The organism is Streptomyces sp. NPDC092045 (assembly GCF_044756005.1).
GTDB lineage: Bacteria > Actinomycetota > Actinomycetes > Streptomycetales > Streptomycetaceae > Streptomyces.
In genome coordinates this window covers 12720-37615 of sequence record NZ_JBIVSC010000014.1, presented here as the reverse complement: position 1 = coordinate 37615, position 24896 = coordinate 12720, and the positions used below count along the sequence as shown (strand labels likewise).

Here is a 24896-nt window from a genome sequence, read left to right as displayed (position 1 = left end):
TCAGCCCTCCTGAAGGGTGGTCAGGCCGTGCTCGATGAAGACGGGGACGAGTTCGCCGATGCGGTCGAAGCCGGCGCCGACCGTCTGGCCGAGGGTGTAGCGGTAGTGGATGCCCTCCAGGATCACGGCGAGCTTGAACCAGGCGAAGGCCGTGTACCAGGAGAGGGCGGAGGTGTCGCGGCCCGAGCGGGCCGCGTAGCGCTCGACCAGCTCGGCGGCGCTCGGGTGCCCGGCGGCCGTGGCGGTCGTGGAGATCGGTGAGCCCGGCAGGTCGAGCGGGGTGCTGTACATGACGAGGAGGCCGAGGTCGGTGAGCGGGTCGCCGAGCGTCGACATCTCCCAGTCGAGGACGGCCCGGATCCGGTCGTCGGGGCCGACGAGGACGTTGTCGAGCCGGTAGTCGCCGTGGATCACGGTGGGCGGCGGAGAGGCGGGCAGCGCCCGGCCGAGGGCGGCGTGCAGCTCGTCGATCCCGGCCAGCTCCCGGCCGCGCGAGGCGTCGAGCTGCTTGCCCCAGCGGCGCAGCTGCCGGTCGAGGAAGCCGTCCGGCCGCCCGAAGTCGCCGAGCCCGACCGCTTCGGGGTCCACGGCGTGCAGGTCGACGAGGGTGTCGACCAGACCGAGGACGGCGGCGCGGGTGCGTTCGGGACCCAGCGGGGCGAGCTGGCGGGCCGAGCGGTACGGCGTCCCCTCGACGAACTCCATGACGTAGAACGGCGCGCCGAGCACCGACTCGTCCTCGCAGAACAGCACCGTCCCGGGGACGGGCACCTCCGTCGCGCGCAGGGCACTGATCACGCGGTGCTCGCGCCGCATGTCGTGGGCGGTGGCCAGGACGTGGCCGAGCGGGGGCCGGCGGACGACCCACCGGCCGGCGTCGGTGCCGTCGGTCACCGCGTACGTCAGGTTCGAGCGCCCGCCCTCGATCAGCCGGGCTTCGAGGGGGCCGCCCACCAGGCCGGGCCGCTCGCGGTCGAGGAGACCGCGCAGCCGCTCGGGGTCGAGACCTGGCGGGGGCACCTCCCGCGTCGTGGACTGCGGGTCAGGGGCGGAGCTCATCGGGGGTACCTCCGGATCGGCTGCGGTCGGCCCTCATGATGACCGACCAGTCGGTATGTCGTCCAGAGGGGCGTCCGCCACACTCCGCGCGCGCTCGCCGGAGACGTTGGGAACGTGGGGAGACGCGGGGGACGCCGGAGACGCCCGAGATGCCGGAGGGCACGGAGGGCACGGAGGGCACGGAGGGCGCGGAGGGCGCGGAGGGCGCGGAGGGCGCGGAGGGCACAAGACACAGAGGACGCGTAAGGCATGGAGGGCACGGAGGGCGCGGAAGGTGCGTAAGGCGCCGAAGGCGCGGAGGGCGTGCGCCGAAGGGCGGCCGTCCCCCGGCGCGCGCCCTCCGGCGGCTCAGGCGTGGCAGGCCACCGGCATCCCGCCGTTCATCGCCGCCATGTCGCCGAGGACCACCGCCAGGTCGAGCGGGCTCCCCTCCGGCAGCCCCTCCAGCTCCGCGTACGCCCGGTGCACGTTGGCCACCAGGCGCTCGCTCTCCCGCCACGCGGCGAACTCGCCGAGCTCCGCCCGCCGCGCCGTCTCCAGCGGCGCGTCCCCCTTCGCGTACCCCTCGGCGGCCAGCTCCCGCACCCACAGCAGGTACCGCTCCGTCGCGTCGTACGCGGAGGGGTCGGTGACCCGCCCGTGTCCCGGCACCACCGTCGGCGCGTCGAGCGCGCGCAGCAGGGCGAGCGCGCGCAGCGAACCGGCGAGCGACCCCATCGGCAGGAACGGCGTCCCGCCCTGGAAGACCAGGTCGCCCGTGAAGACCACCCCCTGCTCGGGCAGGTGCACGATCGAGTCGCCCGTGGTGTGCGCGGTGCCCGGGTGGAGCACCCGCACCTCGGTCCCGCCGACGTGCAGCGTCAGGCGGTCGGTGTACGTGACGGACGGCGGCAGGATGTCGACCCGCCCGAAGTCGGTCCGCGGCCAGATCAGATGGAGCTGGTGTCCGGCCGCGAGCTGCTCGGTCCGGCAGTTCTCGTGGCCCACGATCCGCGCCTCGGGGACGAACACCCCGTTCCCGTAGGTGTGGTCCCCGTGGTGGTGGGTGGAGACGACGGTGCGCGGCAGCGGAAGGCCCTCGGCGAGGACCGCCTCGCGCAGCAGCAGGGCCCGCCGTTCGGTGGCGGCGGTGTCGACGAGCAGGGACTCGTCCGCGTCGCCGAGGAAGCCGGCGTTGTTCAGGCACCAGCCGCCGTCGGGCTGGATGAAGGCGTGCACGCGCGGAGCGAGGGTGACCACGTAGGGGTCGGTGGAAGGCAAGGGAATCCCCCGGGTGAGAGCCGGATCTGACGGGGGGAAAGAGTGTCAGTCGGTCCCGGTCCGGGGGAAGTCGGAAGCGGTGCGTCCGGGGACGCGGTGCCGGGCCGGTCAGCGGATCAGTGGTCGTCCCAGTGCCCGTCGTGCGCCGCGTGCCGGTGTCCGTCGTGCACGTAGTCGACGTGGTCGCCGTGCGTCACCGACTCGTGGCCGCAGGCGGGCCCGTGCTCGTGCGCGTGCGCCTCGTGGGAGACGTGACCGGCCGGCTCGCACTCGTCCCAGTGGCCCGAGTGCTCGCGGTGCAGGTGCCCGTCGTGCGCGTAGTCGACGTGGTCCCCGTGGTCCACCGCCCGGTGGCCGCAGTCCGGGCCGTGGGCGTGGGAGTGCGTGGGGTGTTCATGGTGGAGAACGGTCATCACATGGCCTCCGTGAGGGAACGGCTGACCTGTCCAGGCTAGTCCGACATGTTCCTCTCGTCCTGGTTCGGAGGGCGTGCCGCGTCCGTTTCCCCGCGCCTCCGCGCCGGGTCCGCCGGGCTCACCGGACGAGCGCGGCCCCGAAGGCGGCGAGACCGATCGTGCACGCGGCGGCGAGCAGCGCGCCCCGGTGCGTGAGCGGACGCGGACGGACCGTGTCCAGGGAGCGGATCCGGCGGTGGGCCACCACCAGGAACAGGACCCACACGAGGGCGGAGAGCGCGAGCCCGACCAGCCCCCGGGGCGTGGTCCCGTCCTGGACGGCCAGCTTGACGGCGAGCACCGCCACGACCGTGCAGGAGAGCGTGGTGCGCCGCCAGGCGAGCCGGGTCCGCTCCGGCTGGAGCCCGGGGTCCCGGGTCACCACCGCGTCCGGCCCCTCCACTACCCGGCCCAGCCGAAGAGGACGACCACCACCATCGCGAGCGCCACCACGGCCACCACGATGCCGAGGACCGCCGGGAACCGGGACGCCGGAAGGTCCTCGCCCCGCCGCATCGCCCGCTCGCAGCGCACCCAGTGGTTCACCGCGCGCAGGGCGCAGAGGACCCCGGCGGCGAGCAGCGCGAGCGCGAGCCCGACCCGCACCCCCCACCGCAGGTCCGGCAGGAACTGGTCGACGGCGAAGCCGCCGCCGATCAGGGCGAGCGCGGTCCTGACCCAGGCGAGGAAGGTCCGTTCGTTCGCGAGGGAGAAGCGGTAGTCCGGGGTGTCCCCCTCGTCCCGGATCCGCTGCGGCGCGAACCAGAGCCGCAGACTCTGCACGAAATCGCTCACACGTGCACCCTAGCGGCCTGATCATCGGACCGCCCGGCACGTCCCGGCCCCGGTGCCGGGCCCCGGGACGAGCCCCCGGGCCCCGCCCCGTCGAAGTGCCCGGGACCGGACTCCGGGGCGTGTGCGGAAAGCCCCGCCCGGCACGCCCGGCCCCGGCACGCCAGGCTCCGGCACGTCCGGCCCCGGCAGGCCCGGCCCCGGCGCGGGGCCCCGGGAGGGGACCGGAGGCCCGTCCGGCCCTCAGCCCCGGCCCGCCGCCCCGTGCGCCCGCAGCCGCTCGTGCGCGGCGAGGCCGTCCGGCACCCACTCCCACTCGCCGAGCCGCGCGGCCAGCTCGTCCTCCGTCAGGAAGGCGTGCCAGGCGACCTCCTCGGCCTGCGGGTCCACCGGCAGGTCGCAGCGGACCTCGTACACGGCCGACCACCACTTCCCGGCCACGCCCCCGGAGTCGTACAGGAAGCGCAGCACCGGCTCGGGGCGGGGGAGCCCCCGCACCCCCAGCTCCTCCTCGGCCTCGCGGAGGGCGGCCTCGTCGTAGGACTCGCCCGCGCCGACGACACCGCCGACGAACATGTCGTACATGGAGGGGAAGACCAGCTTCGTCGGCGTCCTGCGGTGGACGAAGACCCTGCCGTCGGCGTCCCGGACCCGGATGAAGACGCAGCGGTGGATCAGGCCCCGCGCGTACACCTCACCGCGCGGGGCCTGTCCGACCACCCGGTCCTGCTCGTCGACGACGTCGAGAATCTCTTCGGCGGAACTCATGGCGCCATCCAAGCAAAGCCGCCCGGCGGAACCACCTGGCGGGACCACTCGGCGGGACCACCCGGAGGGGCCGCCCCGCGAGACCCCGCGTCCGAACGGTTGACTGGATACACCGGTGTATCCAAGATGCGGTCCATGTCCTACGACGCTGATGTGATCGTGATCGGGGCCGGTCTCGCCGGGCTCGTCGCCACCGCCGAACTGGTCGACGCCGGCCGCACCGTGATCCTCCTCGACCAGGAGCCCGAGCAGTCCCTCGGAGGCCAGGCCCACTGGTCCTTCGGCGGCCTCTTCCTGGTCGACTCGCCCGAACAGCGCCGCATGCGCGTCAAGGACAGCCACGCCCTCGCCCTCCAGGACTGGTACGGCACCGCCGGCTTCGACCGGACCGAGGACCACTGGCCGAGGAAGTGGGCCGAGGCGTACGTCGACTTCGCGTCCGGCGAGAAGCGCGCCTGGCTCCACGCGCGCGGGGTGCGCTTCTTCCCCGTCGTCGGCTGGGCCGAGCGCGGCGGCTACGACGCCACCGGGCACGGCAACTCCGTCCCCCGCTTCCACATCACCTGGGGCACGGGCCCCGGCCTCGTCGCCCCCTTCGAGCGGAAGGTCCGCGAGGGCGCCGCCCGGGGCCTGGTCCGGTTCCGCTTCCGCCACCGCGTCACCGGCCTCGGCCGCACCGGCGGAGCCGTCGACACCGTCACCGGCGAGGTCCTGGAACCCTCCGCCGTCCCCCGGGGCACCGCCAGCGGCCGGGAGGCCACCGGCTCCTTCGCACTGCGCGCCCAGGCCGTGATCGTCACCTCCGGCGGCATCGGCGGCAACCACGACCTCGTCCGCGCCCAGTGGCCCTCCCGGCTCGGCACCCCGCCCGCCAAGCTGCTCTCCGGCGTCCCCGCGCACGTCGACGGCCTCATGCTCGGCGTCGCCGAGAAGGCCGGCGCCAGCCACATCAACCGCGACCGGATGTGGCACTACACCGAGGGCATCGAGAACTGGAACCCCATCTGGGCCCGCCACGGCATCCGCATCCTGCCCGGCCCGTCCAGCCTCTGGCTCGACGCCACCGGCAAGCGCCTGCCCGTGCCGCTCTTCCCCGGCTTCGACACCCTCGGCACCCTCGAACACATCATGCGGACCGGGCACGACCACACCTGGTTCGTCCTCGACAAGAAGATCATCGGCAAGGAGTTCGCCCTCTCGGGCTCCGAGCAGAACCCGGACCTGACCGGCAAGTCGGTCCGCGACGTCATCGGGCGCGCGCGGGCGGACGTGCCCGGCCCCGTCCGGGCCTTCATGGACAAGGGCGTCGACTTCGTCGTGGAGAAGGACCTCTCCGCCCTCGTCCGGGGCATGAACGCGCTCACCGACGCGCCGCTGATCGACGAGGCCGCGCTGCGCCGCGAGATCACCGCCCGCGACCGAGAGATCGCCAACCCGTTCACCAAGGACCTCCAGGTCACGGCGATCCGGGGAGCCCGCAAGTACCTGGGCGACAAGCTCATCCGCACGGCGCCCCCGCACCGCATCCTGGATCCCGGGGCGGGCCCGCTGATCGCCGTGCGCCTCAGCATCCTCACCCGCAAGTCCCTCGGCGGCCTGGAGACCGACCTCGACTCCCGCGTCCTGACGGAGGGCGGCGAACCCCTGGAGGGCGTGTACGCGGCGGGCGAGGCGGCCGGGTTCGGCGGCGGCGGCGTCCACGGCTACCGCTCCCTCGAAGGCACCTTCCTCGGCGGCTGCATCTTCTCGGGCCGCGCGGCGGGCCGGGCGGCGGCGAAGGCGGTGGGCTGAGACCGGGACCGGGACCGGGACCGGGACCGGGGCCCGGGAAAGCCGGGGCCGGGGCCGGCGGGAGGAGTACGACGGGGGCCGTGCCCCGGGAGACCGGAAAGGGGCCGGGGCACCCCACGGCGGGGCCGGCCCCGGAAACGACGGCCCGGCCTCAGGCCCCCCGGAGCACCTCCACCACCCGGAACCACTCCACCACCAGCATCGTCCCCCCGTCCACCACGAACTCCGGGTCCCCCAGCGCCTCCCGCATCTCCTCGCCGTGCCAGAAGTCCTCGTGGCCCGCGCGCCACTCCGCGACCGACCGGTGGCCCTCGCCCTCGCCGAGCGCGAGGCGGAGGTCCGCGTCGCGCAGGGGCAGCACCTGGACCTCCGTGATCTCCACGACCGCCACCTCGCGGCCGTCCGAGTCGACGACCGCCGAGCGTTCGCCGACCTCGGGCAGCTCCTCGCCCTCGGCCTCGTACTCCAGGAGGAGTCCCGTCGTGGCGGTCTTCTCGCCGGAGAGGACCGCCGCGACGAGCCGGTCCCGCAGGGGGCCGGGGAAGGCGAGCAGGAAGGGCTTGAGCGCGTGAGGGCCGGTCATGGCCGACAGTCTGTCAGCCACGACCGGCCCTCACCGGTGGATTCCGCCGCCGCTACAACACCAGCGACAGCAGCAGCACGAACACGATGCCCACGACCGAGATGATCGTCTCCATCACCGACCAGGTCTTGATCGTCTGGCCGACGTTCATGCCGAAGTACTCCTTCACCAGCCAGAACCCGGCGTCGTTGACGTGGCTGAAGAAGAGCGAACCGGCGCCGATCGCGAGGACGAGCAGCGCCGTCTCGCCCGTCGACATGCCCTCCGCCAGCGGAGCCACCAGCCCCGCCGCCGAGATCGTCGCCACCGTCGCCGAGCCCGTCGCGAGCCGGATCGCGACCGCGATCAGCCAGGCGAGCAGCAGGGCCGGGATGGACCAGCTCTCGGAGAAGTCCAGGATCATCTGCCCGACCCCGATGTCGATCAGGGTCTGCTTGAAGCCGCCGCCCGCGCCGACGATCATCAGGACGCCCGCGATCGGGGCGAGGGACTTCTCGACGGTCGAGGACAGGCGCTCCTTGGTGAAGCCGGCCGCCCGGCCCAGGGTGAAGAGCGCGACCATGACCGCGGCGAGCAGCGCGATCAGCGGCGAGCCGATGACGTCGGTGACCTTCTGGACGCCGTTCTCGGGGTCGTCCACGACGATGTCGACGAGCGCCTTCACCAGCATCAGGACGACCGGGAGCAGCACGGTCGCGACGGTGACGCCGAAGCCGGGACGCTTCTCCAGGTCCTCGGAGGGCCGGGTGGGGATCATGTTCTCGGGGGCCGGGATGTCCACCCAGCGGGCCGCGTACCGGGAGAAGACCGGACCGGCGATGATCACGGTCGGTATCGCGACGACGAGGCCGAGGGCGAGGGTGACGCCCAGGTTGGCGCCGACCGCGTCGATCGCGACGAGCGGGCCGGGGTGCGGCGGGATGAGCCCGTGCATCACGGAGAGGCCGGCGAGGGCCGGGATGCCGATCCGCATCAGGGAGTAGTTGCCGCGCTTGGCGACCAGCAGCACGACCGGGATCAGCAGCACGATGCCGACCTCGAAGAAGAGCGGCAGGCCGATCACGGAGGCGATGAGCACCATCGCCCACGGCATGGCCCGGCCGCTCGCCCTCGCCAGGATCGTGTCGACGATCTGGTCCGCGCCGCCGGAGTCCGCGAGCAGCTTGCCGAGGATGGCGCCGAGGGCGATCAGCACGCCCACGCCGGCGACGGTGGCGCCGAGGCCGGTGGTGAAGGACTTGATGGTGTCCGCGAGCGGCGCGCCCGCGAACGCGCCGAGCGCGAGGGACCCGATGGTCAGCGCCAGGAACGCGTGCAGCTTGAACTTGGTGATGAGCAGGACGATGACGGCGATGCCGGCGAGCACGGCGATCCCGAGCTGGGCGTTGCCTGCCGAGGTGATCGGTTCGGCGGCGTCCGCTGCCAGGATCTCGACGCTGAGACTGGTCACGGTGGTGTCCTTCGTACGGGCAGGAGAAAGGAGGGGAAGGGGGCGGAGGGGGTCAGTCGGTCCGGCCGCGCAGTGCGGCGACGGCGCGGGCGGTGATCTCCTCGGGGGTGCCGGACACGTCGACGGCGACGCCGGCCTCGTCGGCCCGGAGCGGCTCCAGGGTGGCGAACTGGGAATCGAGCAGCGCCGTCGGCATGAAGTGCCCCTTGCGCGCGGCCATCCGGCCCTCGATGAGCTCCCGGTCGCCGGTCAGATGGAGGAAGACGACGCCGGGCGCGGCGGCACGCAGCCGGTCCCGGTACGCCCGCTTCAGCGCGGAGCTGCTCACCACGCCGCCGAGCCCGGCCCGGCCGTGCGCCCACTCCCCGATGGCGTCGAGCCAGGGGCCCCGGTCCTCGTCGTCCAGCGGGACGCCGGCCGACATCTTGGCGACGTTCGCCGCCGGGTGGAAGTCGTCGCCCTCGGCGTAGGGGAGGCCGAGGGCCTCGGCGACCAGCGGACCGATGGTGGTCTTGCCGGTCCCCGCGACGCCCATCACGACGACGACGGGAGGGGCCTGGGGGGTGCTGCTCATGGAGTGCCTCGCTGTCTTCTTCGACATCGATTCCGTTGTCCGTCGCGCTCATGAAACCCATGGAGTACGACGTATTCAAGGGACTGTGACATAAAAGTAGTACTTTTAATTCCGGATCTTGCTCCGGAGGCCGCCCCGGCCCCCGCTCCTGCCGTGTCCACCCCCGCGTACCCGCATAGGCTGATCCCCATGACGACACAGGCCCAGGGGCTCCACTCCCACGTCCTGGCCACCCTGGGCCTCGCGATCACGGCGGGGGAGTACCCGCCCGGCACCGTGCTGCGCACCGACGAACTGGCCCGGCGCTTCGACGTCTCCCGGACCGTGGTCCGCGAGGTCGTCCGGGTCCTGGAGTCCATGCACCTCGTCGAGTCCCGCCGCCGGGTCGGCGTCACCGTGCTCCCCACCGCGAGCTGGAACGTGTACGACCCCCAGGTCATCCGCTGGCGCCTGGCCGGCGCCGACCGCCCCCGCCAGCTCCGCTCGCTCACCGTGCTCCGCTCCGCCGTCGAGCCCGTCGCCGCCGGCCTCGCCGCCGTGAACGCCACCCCCGAGCAGTGCCGGGAGCTCACCGAGGAGGCCCTCGGCATGGTCGCCACCTCGCGCGGCCGGCGCCTGGAGGAGTACCTCGTCCACGACATCGCCTTCCACCGGGTCGTCCTCAACGCCTCGGGCAACGAGATGTTCGCCCGCCTCGGCGACGTCGTCGCGGAGGTCCTCACCGGCCGCACCCACCACCACGTGATGTTCGAGGACCCGGACCCGGCCGCCGTCACCCTCCACGTCCAGGTCGCCGAGGCCGTGCGGGAGCGGGACGCGGCCCGCGCCGAGGAGCTGACCCGCCAGATCGCCGTCGGCGCCCTCCAGGAGCTGGACGTCCTCGCCCCCTGACGACCGGACGCAAGCTCTGAACTAGCTCAAATATGGGCGTTCAGTGACATGCGCCACAGTCAGTCACCGCCCCGTGCCGTGAGGATGTGCGCTGGTCGTACCGGGGAGACCCCCCACCGAGTGCGACCGGGTACCGCACCGCCCCCCTCACGAAGGCGAACAACTCCATGAGTGACCGCGTCACCGCGGCCGACCCGCCGTCCGCCGCACCGGCGGCATCCGGCGGGCCCACGGCCGCCACCCCCCACGTCGACGCCGGCGACGCCGGATACCGCAAGGACCTCAAGTCCCGGCACATCAACATGATCGCCATCGGCGGCGCCATCGGCACCGGGCTCTTCCTGGGCGCCGGCGGCCGCATGTCCCAGGCCGGGCCCTCCCTCTTCATCGCCTACGCCGTCTGCGGCGTCTTCGCCTTCTTCGTGGTGCGGGCCCTCGGCGAGCTGGTGCTCTACCGCCCCTCCTCCGGCGCCTTCGTCTCCTACGCGCGCGAGTTCATGGGCGAGAAGGGCGCCTACACGGCCGGCTGGCTCTACTTCCTCAACTGGTCGACCACCGCCGTCGCCGACATCACCGCGGCCGCCACCTACGCCCACTTCTGGTCGATGTTCAGCGACGTCCCGCAGTGGATCCTCGCCCTGATCGCCCTCGCGGTCGTCCTCGCCGCCAACCTCATCTCCGTGAGGTACTTCGGCGAGATGGAGTTCTGGTTCGCCATCGTCAAGGTCGCCGCCCTGGTCGCCTTCATGCTGGTCGGCATCTTCCTCGTCGTGACCTCCCACGACGTCGGCGGCCACACCCCGGGCCTCGGCACCATCACCGACAACGGCGGCGTCTTCCCCGCGGGCACGATGCCGATGCTGCTGCTCATCCAGGGCGTCGTCTTCGCCTACGCCTCCGTCGAACTGTGCGGCGTCGCCGCCGGCGAGACCGAGAATCCCGAGAAGATCATGCCGAAGGCGATCAACTCGATCATGTGGCGCGTGGGCCTCTTCTACGTCGGCTCCGTCGTCCTGCTCGCCCTCCTCCTGCCGTACACGGCCTACTCCGGCGACCAGAGCCCCTTCGTCACCGTCTTCGACAAGCTGGGGATCCCCGGCGCCGCCGGCGTGATGAACCTGGTCGTCCTCACCGCCGCCCTCTCCAGCCTCAACTCGGGCCTGTACTCCACCGGCCGCATCCTGCGCTCCATGTCGCTGGCCGGCTCCGCGCCCCGCTTCACCGGCGTCATGAACAAGGGCGGCGTCCCCTACGGCGGCATCCTGCTCACCGCGGGCTTCGGCGTCCTCGGCGTCGCCCTCAACTACGTCATGCCCGGCGAGGCCTTCGAGCTGGTCCTCAACTTCGCCTCGATCGGCATCATCGGCACCTGGGCCATGATCATGGTCTGCTCGCTGCTGTTCTGGCGCCGGGCCGAGCGGGGCGGGCTCGCCCGCCCCGCCTACCGGCTGCCCTGGGCCCCCTACACCCAGATCGTGACCCTGCTCTTCCTCGGCTCCGTCCTCGTCCTGATGTGGATGGACGAGGGCATCAGCCGCACCACCGTGAACTGCCTCCCGCTCGTCGCGGCGGCCCTCGTCGGCGGCTGGTTCCTGGTCCGCGGCCGGGTCCGCGCGACCGCCGGTTCCCCGCGCGACTGACGTACCGTCACAGGGCCCCCGCAAGCACGGCCTGCGGGGGTCTCGCGCTTTGTCGGGAGATAGTGGTACGCAGGAGCCTTGCAAGATCCGTTCGCAGAGAGGGAAGTTCGCGATGCCGCAGCACGTCCAGGGGGTCATCGCCCCCGGCAGGAACGAACCGGTACGGGTCGAGACGATCGTGATCCCCGATCCCGGCCCCGGCGAGGCCGTCGTGAAGATCCAGGCGTGCGGCGTCTGCCACACGGACCTCCACTACAAGCAGGGCGGCATCAACGACGAGTTCCCCTTCCTCCTCGGCCACGAGGCCGCCGGAATCGTCGAGTCGGTCGGCGAGGGCGTCACCGACGTCGCCCCCGGCGACTTCGTGATCCTCAACTGGCGCGCCGTGTGCGGCACCTGTCGCGCCTGCCTGCGCGGCCGCCCCTGGTACTGCTTCGACACCCACAACGCGCAGCAGAGGATGACCCTGCTCGACGGCACGGAGCTCTCCCCGGCCCTCGGCATCGGCGCCTTCGCCGAGAAGACCCTCGTCGCCTCCGGCCAGTGCACCAAGGTCGACCCCGCCGTCGCCCCCGAGGTCGCGGGCCTCCTCGGCTGCGGCGTCATGGCCGGCATCGGCGCCGCCCTCAACACCGGGAACGTCGGCCGCGGCGACACCGTCGCCGTCATCGGCTGCGGCGGCGTCGGCGACGCGGCGGTCGTCGGCTCCCGCCTCGCCGGAGCGGCGAAGATCATCGCCGTCGACATCGACGACCGGAAGCTGGAGACGGCGAAGGCGATGGGCGCCACCCATACCGTCAACTCCCGTTCCACCGAACCCGTCGAGGCGATCCGCGAACTCACCGGCGGCTTCGGCGCCGACGTCGTCATCGAGGCCGTCGGCCGCCCGGAGACGTACGAGCAGGCCTTCTACGCCCGCGACCTCGCCGGCACCGTCGTCCTCGTCGGCGTCCCCACCCCCGAGATGAAGCTCGAACTGCCCCTCCTCGACGTCTTCGGCCGCGGCGGCGCGCTCAAGTCCTCCTGGTACGGCGACTGCCTGCCCTCCCGCGACTTCCCGATGCTCGTCGACCTGCACCAGCAGGGCCGCATCGACCTCGCGGCCTTCGTCACCGAGACCATCGGCCTCGACGAGGTCGAGAAGGCCTTCGCCCGCATGCACGAGGGCGACGTCCTCCGCTCGGTGGTGGTGCTGTGATGGCCGCCCGGATCGACCACCTCGTCACCTCCGGCACCTTCAGCCTCGACGGCGGCACCTGGGACGTCGACAACAACGTCTGGATCGTCGGCGACGACACCGAGGCGATCGTCATCGACGCCGCCCACGACGCCGGGGCCATCCTCGCCGCGCTCGACGGACGCACCCTGCGCGCCATCGTCTGCACCCACGCCCACAACGACCACGTGGACGCGGCCCCGGCGCTCGCCGCCGCCACCGGCGCCCGCATCCTGCTCCACCCCGCCGACCTGCCGCTGTGGAAGCAGACCCACCCCGATCACAGCCCGGACGGCGACCTCGCCGACGGCCAGGTCCTCACCATCGCCGGCACCGACCTCACGGTCCTGCACACCCCGGGCCACGCCCCGGGAGCGGTCAGCCTGTACGCACCGGAGCTCGGCACGGTCTTCACCGGCGACACCCTCTTCCAGGGCGGCCCCGGCGCCACCGGCCGGTCCTTCTCGGACTTCCCCACGATCGTCGACTCGATCCGGGACAAGCTCCTGACCCTGCCGCCGGAGACGGTGGTGCGCACCGGCCACGGCGACACCACCACCGTCGGCGCCGAGGCCCCCCACCTCCAGGAGTGGATCAGCCGGGGCCACTGAGCCGCAGCCGGCTCTCGAACCGCACCGCACGGCCCGAGAACGGGTCGGAGAACTCCAGCGTCCGGGCCAGCAGGCCCAGCGGGCGCCCGAAGTCCTCCGGCCCGTCCTCACGGACCACCGGATAGACCGGATCGTGCAGGATCGGCAGCCCGAGCGCGTTCATGTGCACCCGCAGCTGGTGCGTCCGCCCGGTCACCGGCACCAGCCGGTACCGGCCGAGCCCGCCCGCGTGCGCGACCAGCTCGATCCGGCTCTCGGCGTTCGGCTCGCCCGGCACCTCCCGGGCGGCCATCACCCCGCGCTCCTTCTCGATCCGGCTCCGCACCGTCACCGGCAGCCGCACCGCCGGGTCGTACGGCGCCACCGCCTCGTACTCCTTGCGCACCGCCCGGTCCCGGAACAGCGTCTGGTACGCCCCCCGGTCCTCCTCCCGCACGACGAAGAGGACAAGCCCCGCCGTCAGCCGGTCGAGCCGGTGCGCGGGCTGGAGCCGGGGCAGCCCCAGGTCCCGCCGCAGCCGCGCCGTCGCGGTCTCCGTGACGTGCCGCCCCCGGGGCATCGTCGCCAGGAAGTGCGGCTTGTCGGCCACCACGATCCGCTCGTCCCGGTACACGACCCCGACCCCGAACGGCACCGGCGTCTCCGGCGGGAAGTCCCGGTGGAACCAGAGCCACCGCCCCGCGGCGTACGGCTCGTCCCCGGAGACCGGCCCGTCGACCCCGACGAACCGCGCCTCCCGCAGCATCTCCTCGACCCGCCCGACCCCGACGGCGGTCCCGTACCGGTCGAGCAGGTGGTCCCGCACGGTCGCCCAGGCGCCGTCCGGATCCTCCGGAAGCCGCACCCGTACGGGATCGATCCCGTCCCGCTGGGGCAGCGGCGACACCGGGGGCCTGGTCCTGCGTCTCACCGCTCCGCCTCGTGGCCGTCCGTACGCGCGCGTGCGCGCCCATGCGAAAGTCCCGGCCGAGAAGATCTCGACCGGGACTCCGTGTGGTGTCCGAGGGGGGACTTGAACCCCCACGCCCGATAAAGGGCACTAGCACCTCAAGCTAGCGCGTCTGCCATTCCGCCACCCGGACAAGGTGTCTGTCTTCCTGGCCGCTGGGCCCTTCCGACGAGGAAAACCATAGCAAACATTCGGGGTGGTCGATCACCACCCCGGGCGGCCCCCGGCATGTGACAGCCGCATGACGGTCGGCGGGCGGCCTTGGGGCACGAGGGGGCCACGCGGGAGGATGGGGGGTGACCACCAGCGATCACGTGGGGGCACGTAGTGGGAGGAAGCAGCGTGAGCGAGTCGAACACGGCCGGGAGCGTCCGCGGCGAGGACGAGGTAGTCGACCTCTGTCGCGACCTCATCCGCATCGACACCAGCAACTACGGAGACCACTCGGGGCCGGGAGAGCGGGCGGCGGCGGAGTACGTCGCCGAGAAGCTGGCCGAGGTCGGCCTCGAACCGAAGGTCTTCGAGTCGCACCGGGGCCGGGCCTCCACCGTCGCCCGGATCGAGGGTGAGGACCCGTCGCGGCCCGCCCTGCTGATCCACGGCCACACCGACGTCGTCCCGGCCAACGCCGAGGACTGGACCCACCACCCCTTCTCCGGCGAGATCGCCGACGGCTGCGTCTGGGGCCGCGGCGCCGTCGACATGAAGGACATGGACGCGATGACCCTCGCGGTCGTGCGGGACCGGATGCGCAGCGGCCGCAAGCCCCCGCGCGACGTCGTCGTCGCCTTCCTCGCCGACGAGGAGGCCGGCGGCACCCACGGCGCCCGGTACCTGGTCGACGAGCACCGGGACCTCTTCGAGGGGGTCACCGAGGCGATCGGCGAGGTCGGCGGCTTCTCCTTCACCGTCAACGAGAACCTGCGGCTCTACCTGGTGGAGACGGCCCAGAAGGGCATGCACTGGATGCGGCTGACCGTCGAGGGCACCGCGGGCCACGGCTCGATGACCAACAACGACAACGCCATCACGGAACTCTGCGAGGCCGTGGGCCGCCTCGGCCGCCACCAGTGGCCGGTGAGGGTCACCAAGACCGTCCGGTCCTTCCTGGACGAGCTCTCGGACGCCCTGGGCACCCCCCTCGACCCCGAGGACATGGACGCCACCCTCGCCAAGCTCGGCGGCATCGCCAAGATGATCGGGGCCACCCTGCGCAACTCGGCCGCCCCGACCATGCTCGGCGCCGGCTACAAGGTGAACGTGATCCCCGGCCAGGCCACGGCCCACGTCGACGGCCGCTTCCTGCCCGGGTACGAGCAGGAGTTCCTGGCCGACCTCGACCGGATCCTCGGCCCCCGCGTGAGGCGCGAGGACGTGCACGGCGACAAGGCCCTGGAGACCAGCTTCGACGGCGCCCTGGTGGACGCCATGCAGCTGGCCCTGCGCGCCGAGGACCCGATCGCCCGCGCCGTGCCGTACATGCTCTCCGGCGGCACCGACGCCAAGTCCTTCGACGACCTCGGCATCCGCTGCTTCGGCTTCGCCCCGCTCCAGCTCCCGCCGGAGCTCGACTTCGCCGGCATGTTCCACGGCGTGGACGAGCGGGTCCCGGTCGAGGGCCTCAAGTTCGGCGCCCGCGTCCTGGACCGCTTCCTGGACGCCTCCTGAGCGCCCCCGCCGCCGACGCGCGCCGAATTCGTCCGCGCGTTCGCTTTTGCCCGAAAAGAGTGAATGAACCCGGGGGCTCGTAGCCCCCACCCCTCCCCCTCGTTACAGGTGTGCGGTCCGCGGCTGGGGCCGCATTGCCAACTAGGAGGAATAATGATCAAGAAGGTCGTCGCTGCTGCGGCTGCCACTGGCGGTCTCGTTCTCGCGGGTGCGGGCATGGCCGTTGCCGACGCGGGTGCCCAGGGTGCGGCCATCGGTTCCCCCGGTGTCCTCTCGGGCAACGTCGTCCAGGTGCCGGTTCACGTTCCCGTGAACCTGTGCGGCAACACGGTCTCCGTGATCGGCCTGCTGAACCCCGCCTTCGGCAACACCTGCGTCAACGCCTGACGTCGTGCCCCGCCCCGTGAGGGCGTGAGCCGGTCCGGCCCCGGAGTGCGTGCCATGCACTCCGGGGCCGGTGGCCATTTCCGCCCCGGGCCCTCCGCCCGGTGGCACCCTTTGGAAGCCGAGCAGGCAGGGAACAAGCTATGCGACAGGTCACGCGCAAGGGCCTCATCACCGTTGCGGCCGCCGGCGGCGTCTTCGCCGCGGTCGGCGGCGGTTATGCGCACGCCGACTCCGGTGCGAACGGCGCGGCCGTGAACTCCCCGGGCGTCGCGTCCGGGAACTCCGTCCAGGTCCCGGTCCACGTGCCGGTGAACGCCTGCGGGAACACCGTCAGCGTCGTCGGACTCCTGAATCCGGCGATGGGCAACAAGTGCGCCAACGTCTCCCGACCGGGCGGGCCCGGGGGCGGATCGTCCGCCGGGGGCCACACGAGCGGCTCGCCCGGCGTGGGCTCCGGCAACAACGTCCAGGTGCCGGTCGACGTCCCGGTGAACGTGTGCGGCAACAGCGTCTCGGTCATCGGGCTCCTCGACCCGGCCGCGGGCAACGACTGCGGCAACGGCGTCGAGCCGACGCGGCCGGGGAATCCGGAGACCCCGGAGAACCCCGGAAACCCGGGTAACCCGGGCACCCCCGGAAACCCGGGCACCCCCGGCACCGACGGCGGGTCGAACACCCCCGGCACGCACACCGGAACGACACCGAGGGCCGTCGAGGAGCTCGCCGAGACCGGCTCCGGGCCGCTCGGCGTGATCGTCCCCGCCGGCGCCGGACTGCTGCTCGCCGGTTCGCTGATCTACCGCCGCGCCCGCCGCGCCGCCTGAGCCCGCCGCACGGCCCGGGGCCGTGTGACGAGCACCACGCACGGACGCGCGCCACGCACAGGGGCCCCGCACACCGCGGGGCCCCTTCTCGTCGTCCTCCGGTCTACCAGGTCGCCCTGACCTGGCGGATGATCCGCCGTTTCAGCCGCACTCTGCGGCTCCCGTCCCGGTGCAGGGTCAGACGGTCCAACTCCCAGTGTCCGTACTCGGCATGGTCGGTCAGCAGGCGCGTCGCCTCCTTGCGGGAGACGCCGCGCGGCACGTACACGTCGACAAATTCGTATTCCGGCATCGCATCTATTGTGCGGGCACGGCCCCGGTACGGATAGCGTCTGTCCCATGTCTGATGCTGCGCAGCCCACCGCTGCCGAGGTACGTGCCGCCGCCGAGGCGGTCAAAGCCGCACTGGACCGTCACCTCGCGGCGGTCGAACGCCGCACGGGGGACGACGACCCGGCCGTCTACGAGGCCTTCAACGCCCTGGCCTCGGCGGCCGAGACCTACGACGAACTCCTCTACGACCACTACGACGAGGTCACCCCCTTCGAGATCCCCGGCGCGGACGGCTCCCTGCCGCCCTACACCGGGCCCGACGAGCCCCACGCCCTCAGCCTCCTGATCCGCCGCGACTACGCCGTGGCGGAACCCCGGCGGCTGCTCGCCCAGGCCCGCCGCGTCGCCGAGGCCGGCGGCGAGGACGTCACCGGGGCGGCCGCCAAGGCCGGGGTCTCGCCCCTCGCCGCGCTCGGCGTGCTCTTCGGCGAGTACGAACCGGACGAGATCGCCTCCCGGCACAAGGACTTCGGCCTGGAGGAGGGCGACTCCACGCTCTGGGTCGTCGCGGCCGACGAACTCCCCGAACCGGGGGAGTGGCTCAACGCCCCCTTCGAGCACGCCGACCCCGAGCGGATCGTCTGCCGCTTCGACGTCAGTTCCGTCTTCGACGAGGACGCGGACGGCGACGACCGCGGCGGCCCCGGTCCGTCCGGGAGGGCCCGCGCCTGACCTCCGGGCCGCCGCGGGGAGGCGGCGGCGCGGAGCCGCACACACGGGAGGGCCGGGATGCCGTACGGGGCGTCCCGGCCCTCCCGTCGTTCCCGCGCCGCCCTACTCCCCGGCGGCGAGCAGCCCCTCCAGGAGCGGCCGCAGCCGGGTCGTGCGCTCCGGCGCCACCCCCTCGGCCACCGCCCGGGGCAGCGCCTGGTCCACGCCGTGCACGACCGACAGATGGCGCTCCGCCCGGCCGAAGGCCGTGTACACCCACGGCCGGCTCAGGCCCCCGGCCGCGTCCCCGGGCAGCACCGCGACCACCGCGGGCCACCGCGTCCCGGCCGCCTGGTGCGCGGTGAGCGCCCAGCCGTGCCGCAGCGCCGACTCCACCCGCTCCTTCGGTACGAGGACCTCGTCCTCCCCGCAGCGCAGCCGCAGGCCCTCGGCGTCGGCCGAGAGGACCGTGCCGGTGACCGTCCGCCCCGGCACCGGCGCGTACGCCACCCGGTCGCCCGGGTCGTAGCCGCCGAACCGGCCGGGGCCGGGGTTGAGCCGCTGCTTGAGGGCGGCGTTCAGCGCGCGCGTGCCGGCCGAGCCGCCGTGGCCGACCGTGACGACCTGCGTCCGCTCCGGCGGCACCCCGATCGCCCGGGGCACCGAGTCGGCCACCAGCTGGACGGTGCGGTGCACGGCCTCGCCCGCGTCCCGCACCGGGACGATGACGACCTCCTTGCCGGGGGCCTCGACCTGGTTCAGTTCGCCGGCGCCGATGCCCGACACCAGTTCGCCGAGCGGTCCCGGATCGGGGACGCGCGAGGCGATCCGGGGGCACACCCCGGCCGCGAGCGCGTCGGCGAAGACCCGGCCCGCGCCCGGGGCCCCGAGGACCTCCGGGTCGCCGCTCAGGACCAGACGGCAGCCGTCCGGCAGCGACTCCACGAGCGTCGCGGCCGTCTCCACGTCGAGCTGCGGCGCGTCGAGCACCACCAGGACGTCCAGGGCGAAGGCCCCGTCCTCGTCCCGGCCCGGTCCGGCCGCCCCGGACAGCAGGGCGGCGACCGTCACGGCCTCCGTCCCCGCGGCGCCGAGCGCCCGCCGCCCGCCGTCGGAGTGGACCGCGACCAGGGCGCGCAGTCCCCGCTCCCGGGCCGCCGCCGCGAGCGCCACCGGCTCGGCGCGGGCGGTCTCGCCGCCGGTGTGCAGGACGAGGCCGTGCGCGCCGGCGGCGCGTTCGAGCTCGGAGCCCTCCCAGGCGTCGGGCACGGCCGTCCTGACGAGGCGGGCGAGGCCCTCCGCGAGGCTCTCCTCCGCGAGCGCGTACCGGTCGAGACCGAGCAGTGCGGGCGGTTCCCCGCCGCCCTCCCCGCTCTCGTCCGCCGCCCCGTCCGCGTCCTCGCCGGGCTCCTCCGCCGGGGCTTCCTCCCGCTCCTCCCGGAAGAGGTGGACCGCTCCCTCGGAGACCGCCGTGTCGACCGCCTCCTCGGGGTCGGGCACGGAGTGCGCGGCGAGCCCGGCGCACACGGCCCCGGCCTCCAGGGCGGTGTGCCCTCGGAGCGCGGCCCGCTCCAGGAGCCACACGGTGAGGGCGACCGTCCGGCGCGGGTCGCCGGGGCCGCAGTCGGGTCCGAGGAGCGCCCGCGCGAAGCCGTCGGCCTGCTCGGGCCGCACCCCCGCCACCGCGAGGAGCTGCCAGGGGTCGTCGGACAGCGCCGCGGCCGCGCCCTCGCCGAGCGCGGCGGCCACCGGCCCGGCCAGCGTCTCCGGGGCGCCGCCCCTGGCCAGGACCTCGTGGACGGCGGCCGTGGTGGCGGGCGCCGGAGCCGTGGGGTGCTCGGGTGCGGGGGAGCGGGGGGCCGCCACCGGGGCCCGTTCGGGGGCGGGGGGCCGGGGCACCGGGTCGGCCGCCTCGTAGAAGGCACTGCCCCTGGCCGCACCGCCCTCCACGGCCCGGACCGCCGCGAGGAGGTCTGCGGCGGTCCCGCTCAGCTTGGTGCCGGCCGCGACCGGGCCCTCCTTCCCGGCCTTCCGCGCCTCGATCCTCGCCCGCAGCTCCCGCTGCGCGGCCAGCTCGGCCTGCGCCTCGCTCAGCTCGGGCGCGTCACCGGAGCCGCCGGTCTTCCCGGCGTCCGGGCCCGGCTCCCCGGAGGCCTCCCCGGCCTCCTCCGGCGCGTCGGCCTCCTCGGGCGCGTCCTCCGTCGCGCTCCCCGTCGCATCGGCCGTCTCCGGCGCGTCCCCCGTCTCCGGGGCGTCCTCCGTCGCATCGGCCGTCTCCGCCGCGCTCCCCACCACGTGGGTCGTCCCCGGCGCGCTCCCCGTCACGTCGGTCGTCCCCGGCACGTCGGTCCCCTCCGGCGCGTCGTCCGGGGCCGTCCCGGCCTCCCCGGCCGTCTCGGTCCCCTCCCGTACGTCCTCGGCGGGCTCCACGTCCTCGGGTGCCTCGGGCGCGGTCTCCCCGGAAGGCTCGGTCACAAGGTGCTCCAGTCGTGATCCGGATAGCGGTGCACGGGCGCCGACACGTCGTCCAGCGCCCGACAGATCTCGTCAGGAAGACTAAGCGCCTCCACCGACAACGCGGCCGCGAGCTGCCGCGACGTGCGCGCGCCGACGATCGGGGCGGTCACCCCGGGCCGGTCGCGGACCCAGGCGAGCGCCACGTGCAGCGGGGTCGTCGCGAGGCCGTCGGCCGCCGTCGTCACCGCGTCCACGATCCGGCCCGCCGCGTCGTCCAGGTACGGCTCCACGAACGGCGCCATCGTCTCCGACGCGCCCCGCGAGTCCGCCGGCGTCCCGCCCCGGTACTTCCCGGTCAGGACGCCGCGCCCCAGCGGCGAGGAGGGCAGCAGCCCTATCCCGAGGTCCAGGGCGGCGGGCAGCACCTCGCGCTCCACGCCCCGCTGGAGCAGCGAGTACTCCAGCTGCGCGCCCGCGAGCCGGGTCCGGTCCCCGCCGAGCTGCCAGGTGCCCGCCTTGGCGAGCTGCCAGCCGCAGAAGTTCGCCACGCCCGCGTACCGGGCCCGTCCGCTGCGCACGGCGATGTCGAGCGCCTGGAGGGACTCCTCCAGGGGCGTGTGGGGATCGAAGGCGTGGAGCTGCCACAGGTCCACGTGGTCCGTGCCGAGCCGGGCGAGGGAGGCGTCGAGCGCGGCGAGCAGGTGTCCGCGCGAGCCGTCCGTGCGCCGGTCGGGGTCGGGAACGCTGCCCGCCTTGGTCGACAGGACGAGGTCCTGCCGGGACACGAGCCGCTCCATGAGGCGCCCGAGCAGGTACTCCGCCTCGCCGCCGCCGTACACGTCGGCGGTGTCCACGAGCGTGCCGCCGGCGTCCCAGAACGCCTTCAGCTGCCCGGCGGCGTCCTGCTCGTCGGTGTCCCGGCCCCAGGTCAGGGTGCCGAGTCCGATCCGCGACACACGCAGGCCCGTACGTCCGAGATGCCTCTGCTCCATGGGCGCGAGATTACTGGCCGGGGCACCACGCGGAGAGGGGCTGTGGACAACCACGTCCTGTCGGAGGCGCCGACCGCGCGCTAGAGTCCGGCCCACAGAGACGTTACCGATGGGTAAGGGGTGCGTGGAATGCGGCTCGGCATCAACCTCGGCTACTGGGGCGCCGGTATGGACGGCGACAACCTCGCCGTCGCGCAGGAGGCGGACCGCCTCGGGTACGACGTCTGCTGGGCCGCCGAGGCCTACGGCTCCGACGCGCCCACCGTCCTCGCCTGGGTGGCGGCGAAGACCGAGCGGATCGACGTCGGCTCCGCGATCATGCAGATCCCGGCCCGGCAGCCCGCCATGACGGCGATGACCGCCGCCACCCTCGACTCGCTCAGCGGCGGCCGCTTCCGCCTCGGCCTCGGCGTCTCCGGCCCCCAGGTCTCCGAGGGCTGGTACGGCGTGAAGTTCGACAAGCCGCTCGCCCGGACCCGCGAGTACGTCGAGATCGTCCGCAAGGCCATGACCCGCGAGCGCCTGAGCCACGAGGGCGAGCACTGGACCCTCCCGCTCCCGGACGGCCCCGGCAAGTCCCTCAAGCTCACCGTGCACCCGCAGCGCGAGCACATCCCGCTCTACATCGCCGCGATCGGCCCCAAGAACCTGGAGCAGACCGGCGAGATCGCCGACGGCGCCCTGCTGATCTTCCCCTCCGCCGACCACCTGGAGGACACGGCCCTGCGGCACATCCGCGCGGGCCGCGAGAAGGCCGGCCTGACCATGGACGGCTTCGACGTCTGTCCCACCGTGCCGCTCGCCCTCGGCGACGACGTCGACGCGCTCGCCGACGTGTTCCGGCCGTACACCGCCCTCTACGTCGGCGGCATGGGCAGCCGCAAGCAGAACTTCTACAACCAGCTCGCGCGGCGCATGGGGTACGAGAAGGAGGCCGCCGAGGTCCAGGACAAGTACCTGGCCGGCGACAAGACGGGGGCCGCGGCCGCCGTGCCGCACTCGCTGATCGACCGGACCACCCTGCTCGGTTCCGTCGAGCGGATCGCGGACCGGATGGCCGCCTACGCCGCGGCCGGGGTCACCACCCTCACCGTCGCCCCGGCCGGCTTCACCCTGGACGAGCGGGTGGCGGCCCTGCGGGCGGGCGTCGAGGCCCTGGAGCGGGCGGGACTGGCGTGACGCGCCGGCGGCTCCGTACGGGATGTCCCGTACGGAGCCGCCGGTGGGGTCTGCGGCCGTGGTGGGGGCTCGGGGGTCTTCCCCGCCACGGCCGTCACGCAGCACAACGGCTCCGGCGGGCCCCTGGTTACGCCCTCGGGGCTCACTCTTTCGGCCGAACCGCTCCCGCCCCCGTGTTGCCCGCCGCCCCGGACCGGACTTGACTCGTTCTCCCCGGACGGGGTGCTCCCCGGACGTACCGGAGTGCGAACGTCCGCACGGAGGTGGCGGCGATGCTCACGGCCAAGGGCCTGTTCCAGGAAATCATCGACGACGACGAGTCCTTCCGGCTCTTCTGCTCGATCGCGGCGAGCGGCGAGGCCCAGGGCGGCTGGGAGAACGGCCGGATCGCGGCGCTCGTCGCCCCCGGGATGCGCGAACTCGCGCCCAAGATCGTCCGGCACGGCGCCGACGAGGACAAGCACGGCCGGATCTTCAACGCGTTGATGAGGAAGCGCGGCCTCGAACCCGTCCCGGTGCCCCCCGACACCGACTACACGATGCTCCTCGAACAGCGCGGCATCGGCCTCGCGCACGACAAGCTCCGCCGCGACGAGCCGCTGACCGAGCGGGACATCATCGTCTACCTCGCCCACAGCCGGGTCACCGAGCAGCGGGCCGCCGACCAGATGGACATGCTCGTCACGTACTTCGGGGACCACCCCGAACTGGGCAGGGCCATCCACATGATCGACAACGACGAGGCGAACCACCTCGCCTACTGCCACGAGGAGCTGCTCCGGCTCGCCCGCCAGGGCCACGGCCGGCTGATCCAGCGGACCCTGCGCGAGTCCGCCCTCGTCGAGATCCAGGTCTACCGCGACGTCAGCCTCGCCGTGATGCGCCACATGGGCCGCGTCCTGAACTGGCCGAAGCCCAAGGCCCTCGCCCTCGCCGCCGGCATCCACGCCATGTACGCGTACGAGCGCGTCGCCGGGTGGCACAAGATGATCGACCTCAGGATGCCCGAGCGGCTCGACGCCCTCGGAGGACCGGCGGCCCCCGCCCCCGCCTTCTGAGCCGGGTTCCGGCGCGGCGGCGCGGCGGAAACGTTCCCGCGTCCGCAGTCCGGCCCGGACGAAGGGTCCCGCGTCCGCCGCCCCGCCCGGACGAACGTTCCCCCGCCCGCCCGCCCGCCCGGACGAGCGGGACCTACATCCAGCCGCGTCGCTTGAACATCCGGTACAGGACCACCACGATGCCCGTCATCACCAGGATCACCGCCGGATACCCCATGCCCCAGCGCAGCTCCGGCATGTGCTCGAAGTTCATGCCGTAGATCCCCGCCACCATGGTGGGGACCGCGGCCATGGCCGCCCACGCCGAGATCTTCCGCATGTCGTCGTTCTGCCGCACCCCCATCTGCGCCAGATGGGCCGAGAGCACGTCGGACAGGAGCCGGTCCAGGCCCTCCACCTGCTCGTTGGAGCGCAGCAGGTGGTCGTTGACGTCCCGGAAGAACGGCTGCGAGTGCTCGTTCACGAACGGCACCGCCCCCGCCGTGAGCCGGGCCATCGGCCCGGCCAGCGGACCGCTGGCCCGCCGGAACTCCAGGACCTGCCGCTTCGCCGTGTAGATCCGCGCCGCCGTGTTGGAGGCCGCGTCCCCGGTCGGCGCGAAGACGTCCGCCTCCAGCTCCTCCAGGTCCACCTGGAGCTCGCCCGCGATCTCCAGGTAGTGGTCCACGATCGCGTCGCTCACCGCGTACAGGACCGCCGTCGGCCCGTGCTTCAGGACCTCGGGGTCGGCCTCCAGACGCCGGCGCACCTCCGCCAGCGGGGCCCCCTCGCCGTGCCGGACCGTGACCACGAACGAGTCGCCCACGAACACCATCAGCTCGCCCGAGGAGACCCGGTCGCTCTCCGGCTCGTACACGACCGGCTTCAGCACCATGAACAGCGAGTCGTCGTAGACCTCCAGCTTGGGCCGCTGGTGGGCCTTCAGGGCGTCCTCCACGGCCAGCGGGTGCAGCGCGAACTCCGAGGCGACGTGGTCGAACTCCTCCTCCGTGGGCTCGTGCAGGCCCACCCACAGGAACGCGTCGTCGCCCGTCGACCGCGCCTCCCCCAGGGCCTCCGAAAGGTCGGAGGGCCCGTCCGTGCGGCGCCCGTCCCGGTAGATGGCAGAGTCCACGATCACGGGGCGCATTCTCCCCCCGAACGCCCCCGCCATGCATGCGTACGGCTCGCGCGGGCCTCCGGCGCTCCGCACGCGCGCGGGCACGGGGCCACCGGACGCACCGCATCCTCCGCGTCCTCCGCGCGTGCGACGGGCGCCCAGCGCCTCCGCCGACATCCGCACCTCCGCACGCGTGCGTGCGACGGCCC

At 73.5% G+C, this 24896-nt stretch carries 25 protein-coding genes and 1 tRNA gene; 11 read left to right on the top strand and 15 right to left on the bottom strand.

Translation table 11 applies throughout. The features are described from left to right. From ACIQKA_RS25465 to ACIQKA_RS25440, 6 genes are all read right to left on the bottom strand, one after another. Entirely contained in the window at positions 1-1059 is a 1059-nt protein-coding gene (locus ACIQKA_RS25465) for a phosphotransferase (protein WP_391096061.1), read from the bottom strand. A gap of 348 nt (positions 1060-1407) precedes the next feature. Beyond that, positions 1408-2319, bottom strand: a complete 912-nt coding sequence (locus ACIQKA_RS25460) for an MBL fold metallo-hydrolase (protein ID WP_391096063.1) — start codon at positions 2317-2319, stop codon at positions 1408-1410. 116 nt (positions 2320-2435) lie between these two features. Further along, complete coding sequence (locus ACIQKA_RS25455) at positions 2436-2732, bottom strand: hypothetical protein (protein WP_383155086.1); 297 nt, start codon at positions 2730-2732, stop codon at positions 2436-2438. Between the two features lie 121 nt (positions 2733-2853). After that, complete coding sequence (locus ACIQKA_RS25450) at positions 2854-3159, bottom strand: DUF202 domain-containing protein (protein ID WP_383155084.1); 306 nt, start codon at positions 3157-3159, stop codon at positions 2854-2856. A 17-nt stretch (positions 3160-3176) separates the two neighbouring features. Then, positions 3177-3569, bottom strand: a complete 393-nt coding sequence (locus tag ACIQKA_RS25445; protein WP_383155081.1) for a YidH family protein — start codon at positions 3567-3569, stop codon at positions 3177-3179. A 240-nt stretch (positions 3570-3809) separates the two neighbouring features. Continuing rightward, positions 3810-4334: an NUDIX hydrolase gene (locus ACIQKA_RS25440; protein ID WP_402542479.1), complete on the bottom strand. Its 525-nt coding sequence runs from the start codon at positions 4332-4334 to the stop codon at positions 3810-3812. Between the two features lie 135 nt (positions 4335-4469). Here ACIQKA_RS25440 and ACIQKA_RS25435 point away from each other — a divergent pair, with 135 nt between their 5' ends. Beyond that, positions 4470-6125 (top strand): FAD-binding dehydrogenase, encoded by a 1656-nt coding sequence (locus tag ACIQKA_RS25435; RefSeq protein WP_402542477.1) that lies wholly within the window; start codon positions 4470-4472, stop codon positions 6123-6125. A 151-nt stretch (positions 6126-6276) separates the two neighbouring features. Here the strand turns inward: ACIQKA_RS25435 and ACIQKA_RS25430 are convergent, their stop codons facing one another. The 3 genes from ACIQKA_RS25430 to ACIQKA_RS25420 are packed head-to-tail and all read right to left on the bottom strand — an operon-like array spanning position 6277 to position 8732. Then, entirely contained in the window at positions 6277-6708 is a 432-nt protein-coding gene (locus ACIQKA_RS25430; RefSeq protein WP_383155073.1) for an ASCH domain-containing protein, read from the bottom strand. 52 nt (positions 6709-6760) lie between these two features. Then, positions 6761-8158: a gluconate:H+ symporter gene (locus tag ACIQKA_RS25425; RefSeq protein ID WP_402542476.1), complete on the bottom strand. Its 1398-nt coding sequence runs from the start codon at positions 8156-8158 to the stop codon at positions 6761-6763. Between the two features lie 52 nt (positions 8159-8210). Then, positions 8211-8732, bottom strand: a complete 522-nt coding sequence (locus tag ACIQKA_RS25420; protein ID WP_383155067.1) for a gluconokinase — start codon at positions 8730-8732, stop codon at positions 8211-8213. Positions 8733-8921: 189 nt separating this feature from the next. Here ACIQKA_RS25420 and ACIQKA_RS25415 point away from each other — a divergent pair, with 189 nt between their 5' ends. The 4 genes from ACIQKA_RS25415 (at position 8922) to ACIQKA_RS25400 (ending at position 13090) form a co-directional block, all read left to right on the top strand. Next, complete coding sequence (locus ACIQKA_RS25415; RefSeq protein ID WP_383155064.1) at positions 8922-9623, top strand: FadR/GntR family transcriptional regulator; 702 nt, start codon at positions 8922-8924, stop codon at positions 9621-9623. A 167-nt stretch (positions 9624-9790) separates the two neighbouring features. Then, on the top strand, positions 9791-11263 hold the full coding sequence (locus ACIQKA_RS25410) for an amino acid permease (RefSeq protein WP_390112249.1): 1473 nt from the start codon (positions 9791-9793) through the stop codon (positions 11261-11263). 112 nt (positions 11264-11375) lie between these two features. Next, on the top strand, positions 11376-12461 hold the full coding sequence (locus tag ACIQKA_RS25405; protein WP_402542473.1) for an S-(hydroxymethyl)mycothiol dehydrogenase: 1086 nt from the start codon (positions 11376-11378) through the stop codon (positions 12459-12461). Further along, a complete protein-coding gene (locus ACIQKA_RS25400) occupies positions 12461-13090 on the top strand; it encodes an MBL fold metallo-hydrolase (protein ID WP_383155057.1) in 630 nt (209 codons plus the stop codon). The genes ACIQKA_RS25405 and ACIQKA_RS25400 overlap by 1 nt, the downstream gene beginning before the upstream one ends. Here the strand turns inward: ACIQKA_RS25400 and ACIQKA_RS25395 are convergent. Both ACIQKA_RS25395 and ACIQKA_RS25390 read right to left on the bottom strand, forming a co-directional pair. Next, a complete protein-coding gene (locus tag ACIQKA_RS25395; protein ID WP_402542471.1) occupies positions 13074-14000 on the bottom strand; it encodes a pseudouridine synthase in 927 nt (308 codons plus the stop codon). The genes ACIQKA_RS25400 and ACIQKA_RS25395 overlap by 17 nt on opposite strands. 84 nt (positions 14001-14084) lie before the next feature. Continuing rightward, positions 14085-14172, bottom strand: a tRNA-Leu gene (locus ACIQKA_RS25390). A 209-nt stretch (positions 14173-14381) separates the two neighbouring features. Here ACIQKA_RS25390 and ACIQKA_RS25385 point away from each other — a divergent pair. The 3 genes from ACIQKA_RS25385 to ACIQKA_RS25375 all read left to right on the top strand — a co-directional run bounded on the left by ACIQKA_RS25385 (position 14382) and on the right by ACIQKA_RS25375 (position 16918). Further along, positions 14382-15707, top strand: coding sequence for a M20/M25/M40 family metallo-hydrolase (locus ACIQKA_RS25385; RefSeq protein WP_383155051.1), 1326 nt, complete (start codon positions 14382-14384; stop codon positions 15705-15707). Positions 15708-15860: 153 nt separating this feature from the next. Continuing rightward, positions 15861-16094, top strand: a complete 234-nt coding sequence (gene chpH, locus ACIQKA_RS25380; RefSeq protein ID WP_030218232.1) for a chaplin ChpH — start codon at positions 15861-15863, stop codon at positions 16092-16094. A gap of 140 nt (positions 16095-16234) precedes the next feature. After that, positions 16235-16918, top strand: coding sequence for a chaplin family protein (locus tag ACIQKA_RS25375; protein WP_391096073.1), 684 nt, complete (start codon positions 16235-16237; stop codon positions 16916-16918). 103 nt (positions 16919-17021) lie between these two features. Here ACIQKA_RS25375 and ACIQKA_RS25370 read toward each other — a convergent pair whose 3' ends face one another. Next, entirely contained in the window at positions 17022-17210 is a 189-nt protein-coding gene (locus ACIQKA_RS25370; protein WP_073915128.1) for a DUF5703 family protein, read from the bottom strand. 47 nt (positions 17211-17257) lie between these two features. Between ACIQKA_RS25370 and ACIQKA_RS25365 the strand changes: the two genes are divergently transcribed. Then, entirely contained in the window at positions 17258-17923 is a 666-nt protein-coding gene (locus ACIQKA_RS25365; protein WP_383155046.1) for a hypothetical protein, read from the top strand. 102 nt (positions 17924-18025) lie between these two features. On the opposite strand, the gene ACIQKA_RS25360 is transcribed toward ACIQKA_RS25365, so the two are convergent. Next, the gene (locus tag ACIQKA_RS25360; protein WP_402542469.1) at positions 18026-20377 is read right to left on the bottom strand and encodes a helix-hairpin-helix domain-containing protein; all 2352 of its coding nucleotides are present in this window, start codon (positions 20375-20377) and stop codon (positions 18026-18028) included. Then, positions 20374-21351 (bottom strand): aldo/keto reductase, encoded by a 978-nt coding sequence (locus ACIQKA_RS25355; RefSeq protein WP_390112267.1) that lies wholly within the window; start codon positions 21349-21351, stop codon positions 20374-20376. The genes ACIQKA_RS25360 and ACIQKA_RS25355 overlap by 4 nt, the downstream gene beginning before the upstream one ends. A 129-nt stretch (positions 21352-21480) precedes the next feature. Here ACIQKA_RS25355 and ACIQKA_RS25350 point away from each other — a divergent pair, with 129 nt between their 5' ends. Both ACIQKA_RS25350 and ACIQKA_RS25345 read left to right on the top strand, forming a co-directional pair. Next, positions 21481-22530, top strand: coding sequence for an LLM class F420-dependent oxidoreductase (locus ACIQKA_RS25350; protein WP_383155038.1), 1050 nt, complete (start codon positions 21481-21483; stop codon positions 22528-22530). Between the two features lie 272 nt (positions 22531-22802). Beyond that, positions 22803-23588, top strand: a complete 786-nt coding sequence (locus tag ACIQKA_RS25345; RefSeq protein ID WP_383155035.1) for a ferritin-like domain-containing protein — start codon at positions 22803-22805, stop codon at positions 23586-23588. 133 nt (positions 23589-23721) lie between these two features. Here the strand turns inward: ACIQKA_RS25345 and corA are convergent, their stop codons facing one another. Continuing rightward, complete coding sequence (gene corA, locus ACIQKA_RS25340; RefSeq protein ID WP_383155032.1) at positions 23722-24717, bottom strand: magnesium/cobalt transporter CorA; 996 nt, start codon at positions 24715-24717, stop codon at positions 23722-23724. Positions 24718-24896: the final 179 nt, after the last annotated feature.

Bases quoted from the DNA above. Each gene is read 5' to 3' on its own strand.
- ACIQKA_RS25370 (WP_073915128.1), bottom strand. From the start codon at position 17,210: ATGCCGGAATACGAATTTGTCGACGTGTACGTGCCGCGCGGCGTCTCC.
- ACIQKA_RS25365 (WP_383155046.1), top strand. From the start codon at position 17,258: ATGTCTGATGCTGCGCAGCCCACCGCTGCCGAGGTACGTGCCGCCGCC.
- ACIQKA_RS25355 (WP_390112267.1), bottom strand. From the start codon at position 21,351: ATGGAGCAGAGGCATCTCGGACGTACGGGCCTGCGTGTGTCGCGGATC.
- ACIQKA_RS25345 (WP_383155035.1), top strand. From the start codon at position 22,803: ATGCTCACGGCCAAGGGCCTGTTCCAGGAAATCATCGACGACGACGAG.
- chpH (WP_030218232.1), top strand. From the start codon at position 15,861: ATGATCAAGAAGGTCGTCGCTGCTGCGGCTGCCACTGGCGGTCTCGTT.
- ACIQKA_RS25465 (WP_391096061.1), bottom strand. From the start codon at position 1,059: ATGAGCTCCGCCCCTGACCCGCAGTCCACGACGCGGGAGGTGCCCCCG.
- ACIQKA_RS25455 (WP_383155086.1), bottom strand. From the start codon at position 2,732: ATGACCGTTCTCCACCATGAACACCCCACGCACTCCCACGCCCACGGC.
- ACIQKA_RS25400 (WP_383155057.1), top strand. From the start codon at position 12,461: ATGGCCGCCCGGATCGACCACCTCGTCACCTCCGGCACCTTCAGCCTC.
- ACIQKA_RS25435 (WP_402542477.1), top strand. From the start codon at position 4,470: ATGTCCTACGACGCTGATGTGATCGTGATCGGGGCCGGTCTCGCCGGG.
- ACIQKA_RS25350 (WP_383155038.1), top strand. From the start codon at position 21,481: ATGCGGCTCGGCATCAACCTCGGCTACTGGGGCGCCGGTATGGACGGC.
- corA (WP_383155032.1), bottom strand. From the start codon at position 24,717: ATGCGCCCCGTGATCGTGGACTCTGCCATCTACCGGGACGGGCGCCGC.
- ACIQKA_RS25430 (WP_383155073.1), bottom strand. From the start codon at position 6,708: ATGACCGGCCCTCACGCGCTCAAGCCCTTCCTGCTCGCCTTCCCCGGC.
- ACIQKA_RS25410 (WP_390112249.1), top strand. From the start codon at position 9,791: ATGAGTGACCGCGTCACCGCGGCCGACCCGCCGTCCGCCGCACCGGCG.
- ACIQKA_RS25375 (WP_391096073.1), top strand. From the start codon at position 16,235: ATGCGACAGGTCACGCGCAAGGGCCTCATCACCGTTGCGGCCGCCGGC.
- ACIQKA_RS25415 (WP_383155064.1), top strand. From the start codon at position 8,922: ATGACGACACAGGCCCAGGGGCTCCACTCCCACGTCCTGGCCACCCTG.
- ACIQKA_RS25420 (WP_383155067.1), bottom strand. From the start codon at position 8,732: ATGAGCAGCACCCCCCAGGCCCCTCCCGTCGTCGTCGTGATGGGCGTC.
- ACIQKA_RS25405 (WP_402542473.1), top strand. From the start codon at position 11,376: ATGCCGCAGCACGTCCAGGGGGTCATCGCCCCCGGCAGGAACGAACCG.
- ACIQKA_RS25440 (WP_402542479.1), bottom strand. From the start codon at position 4,334: ATGAGTTCCGCCGAAGAGATTCTCGACGTCGTCGACGAGCAGGACCGG.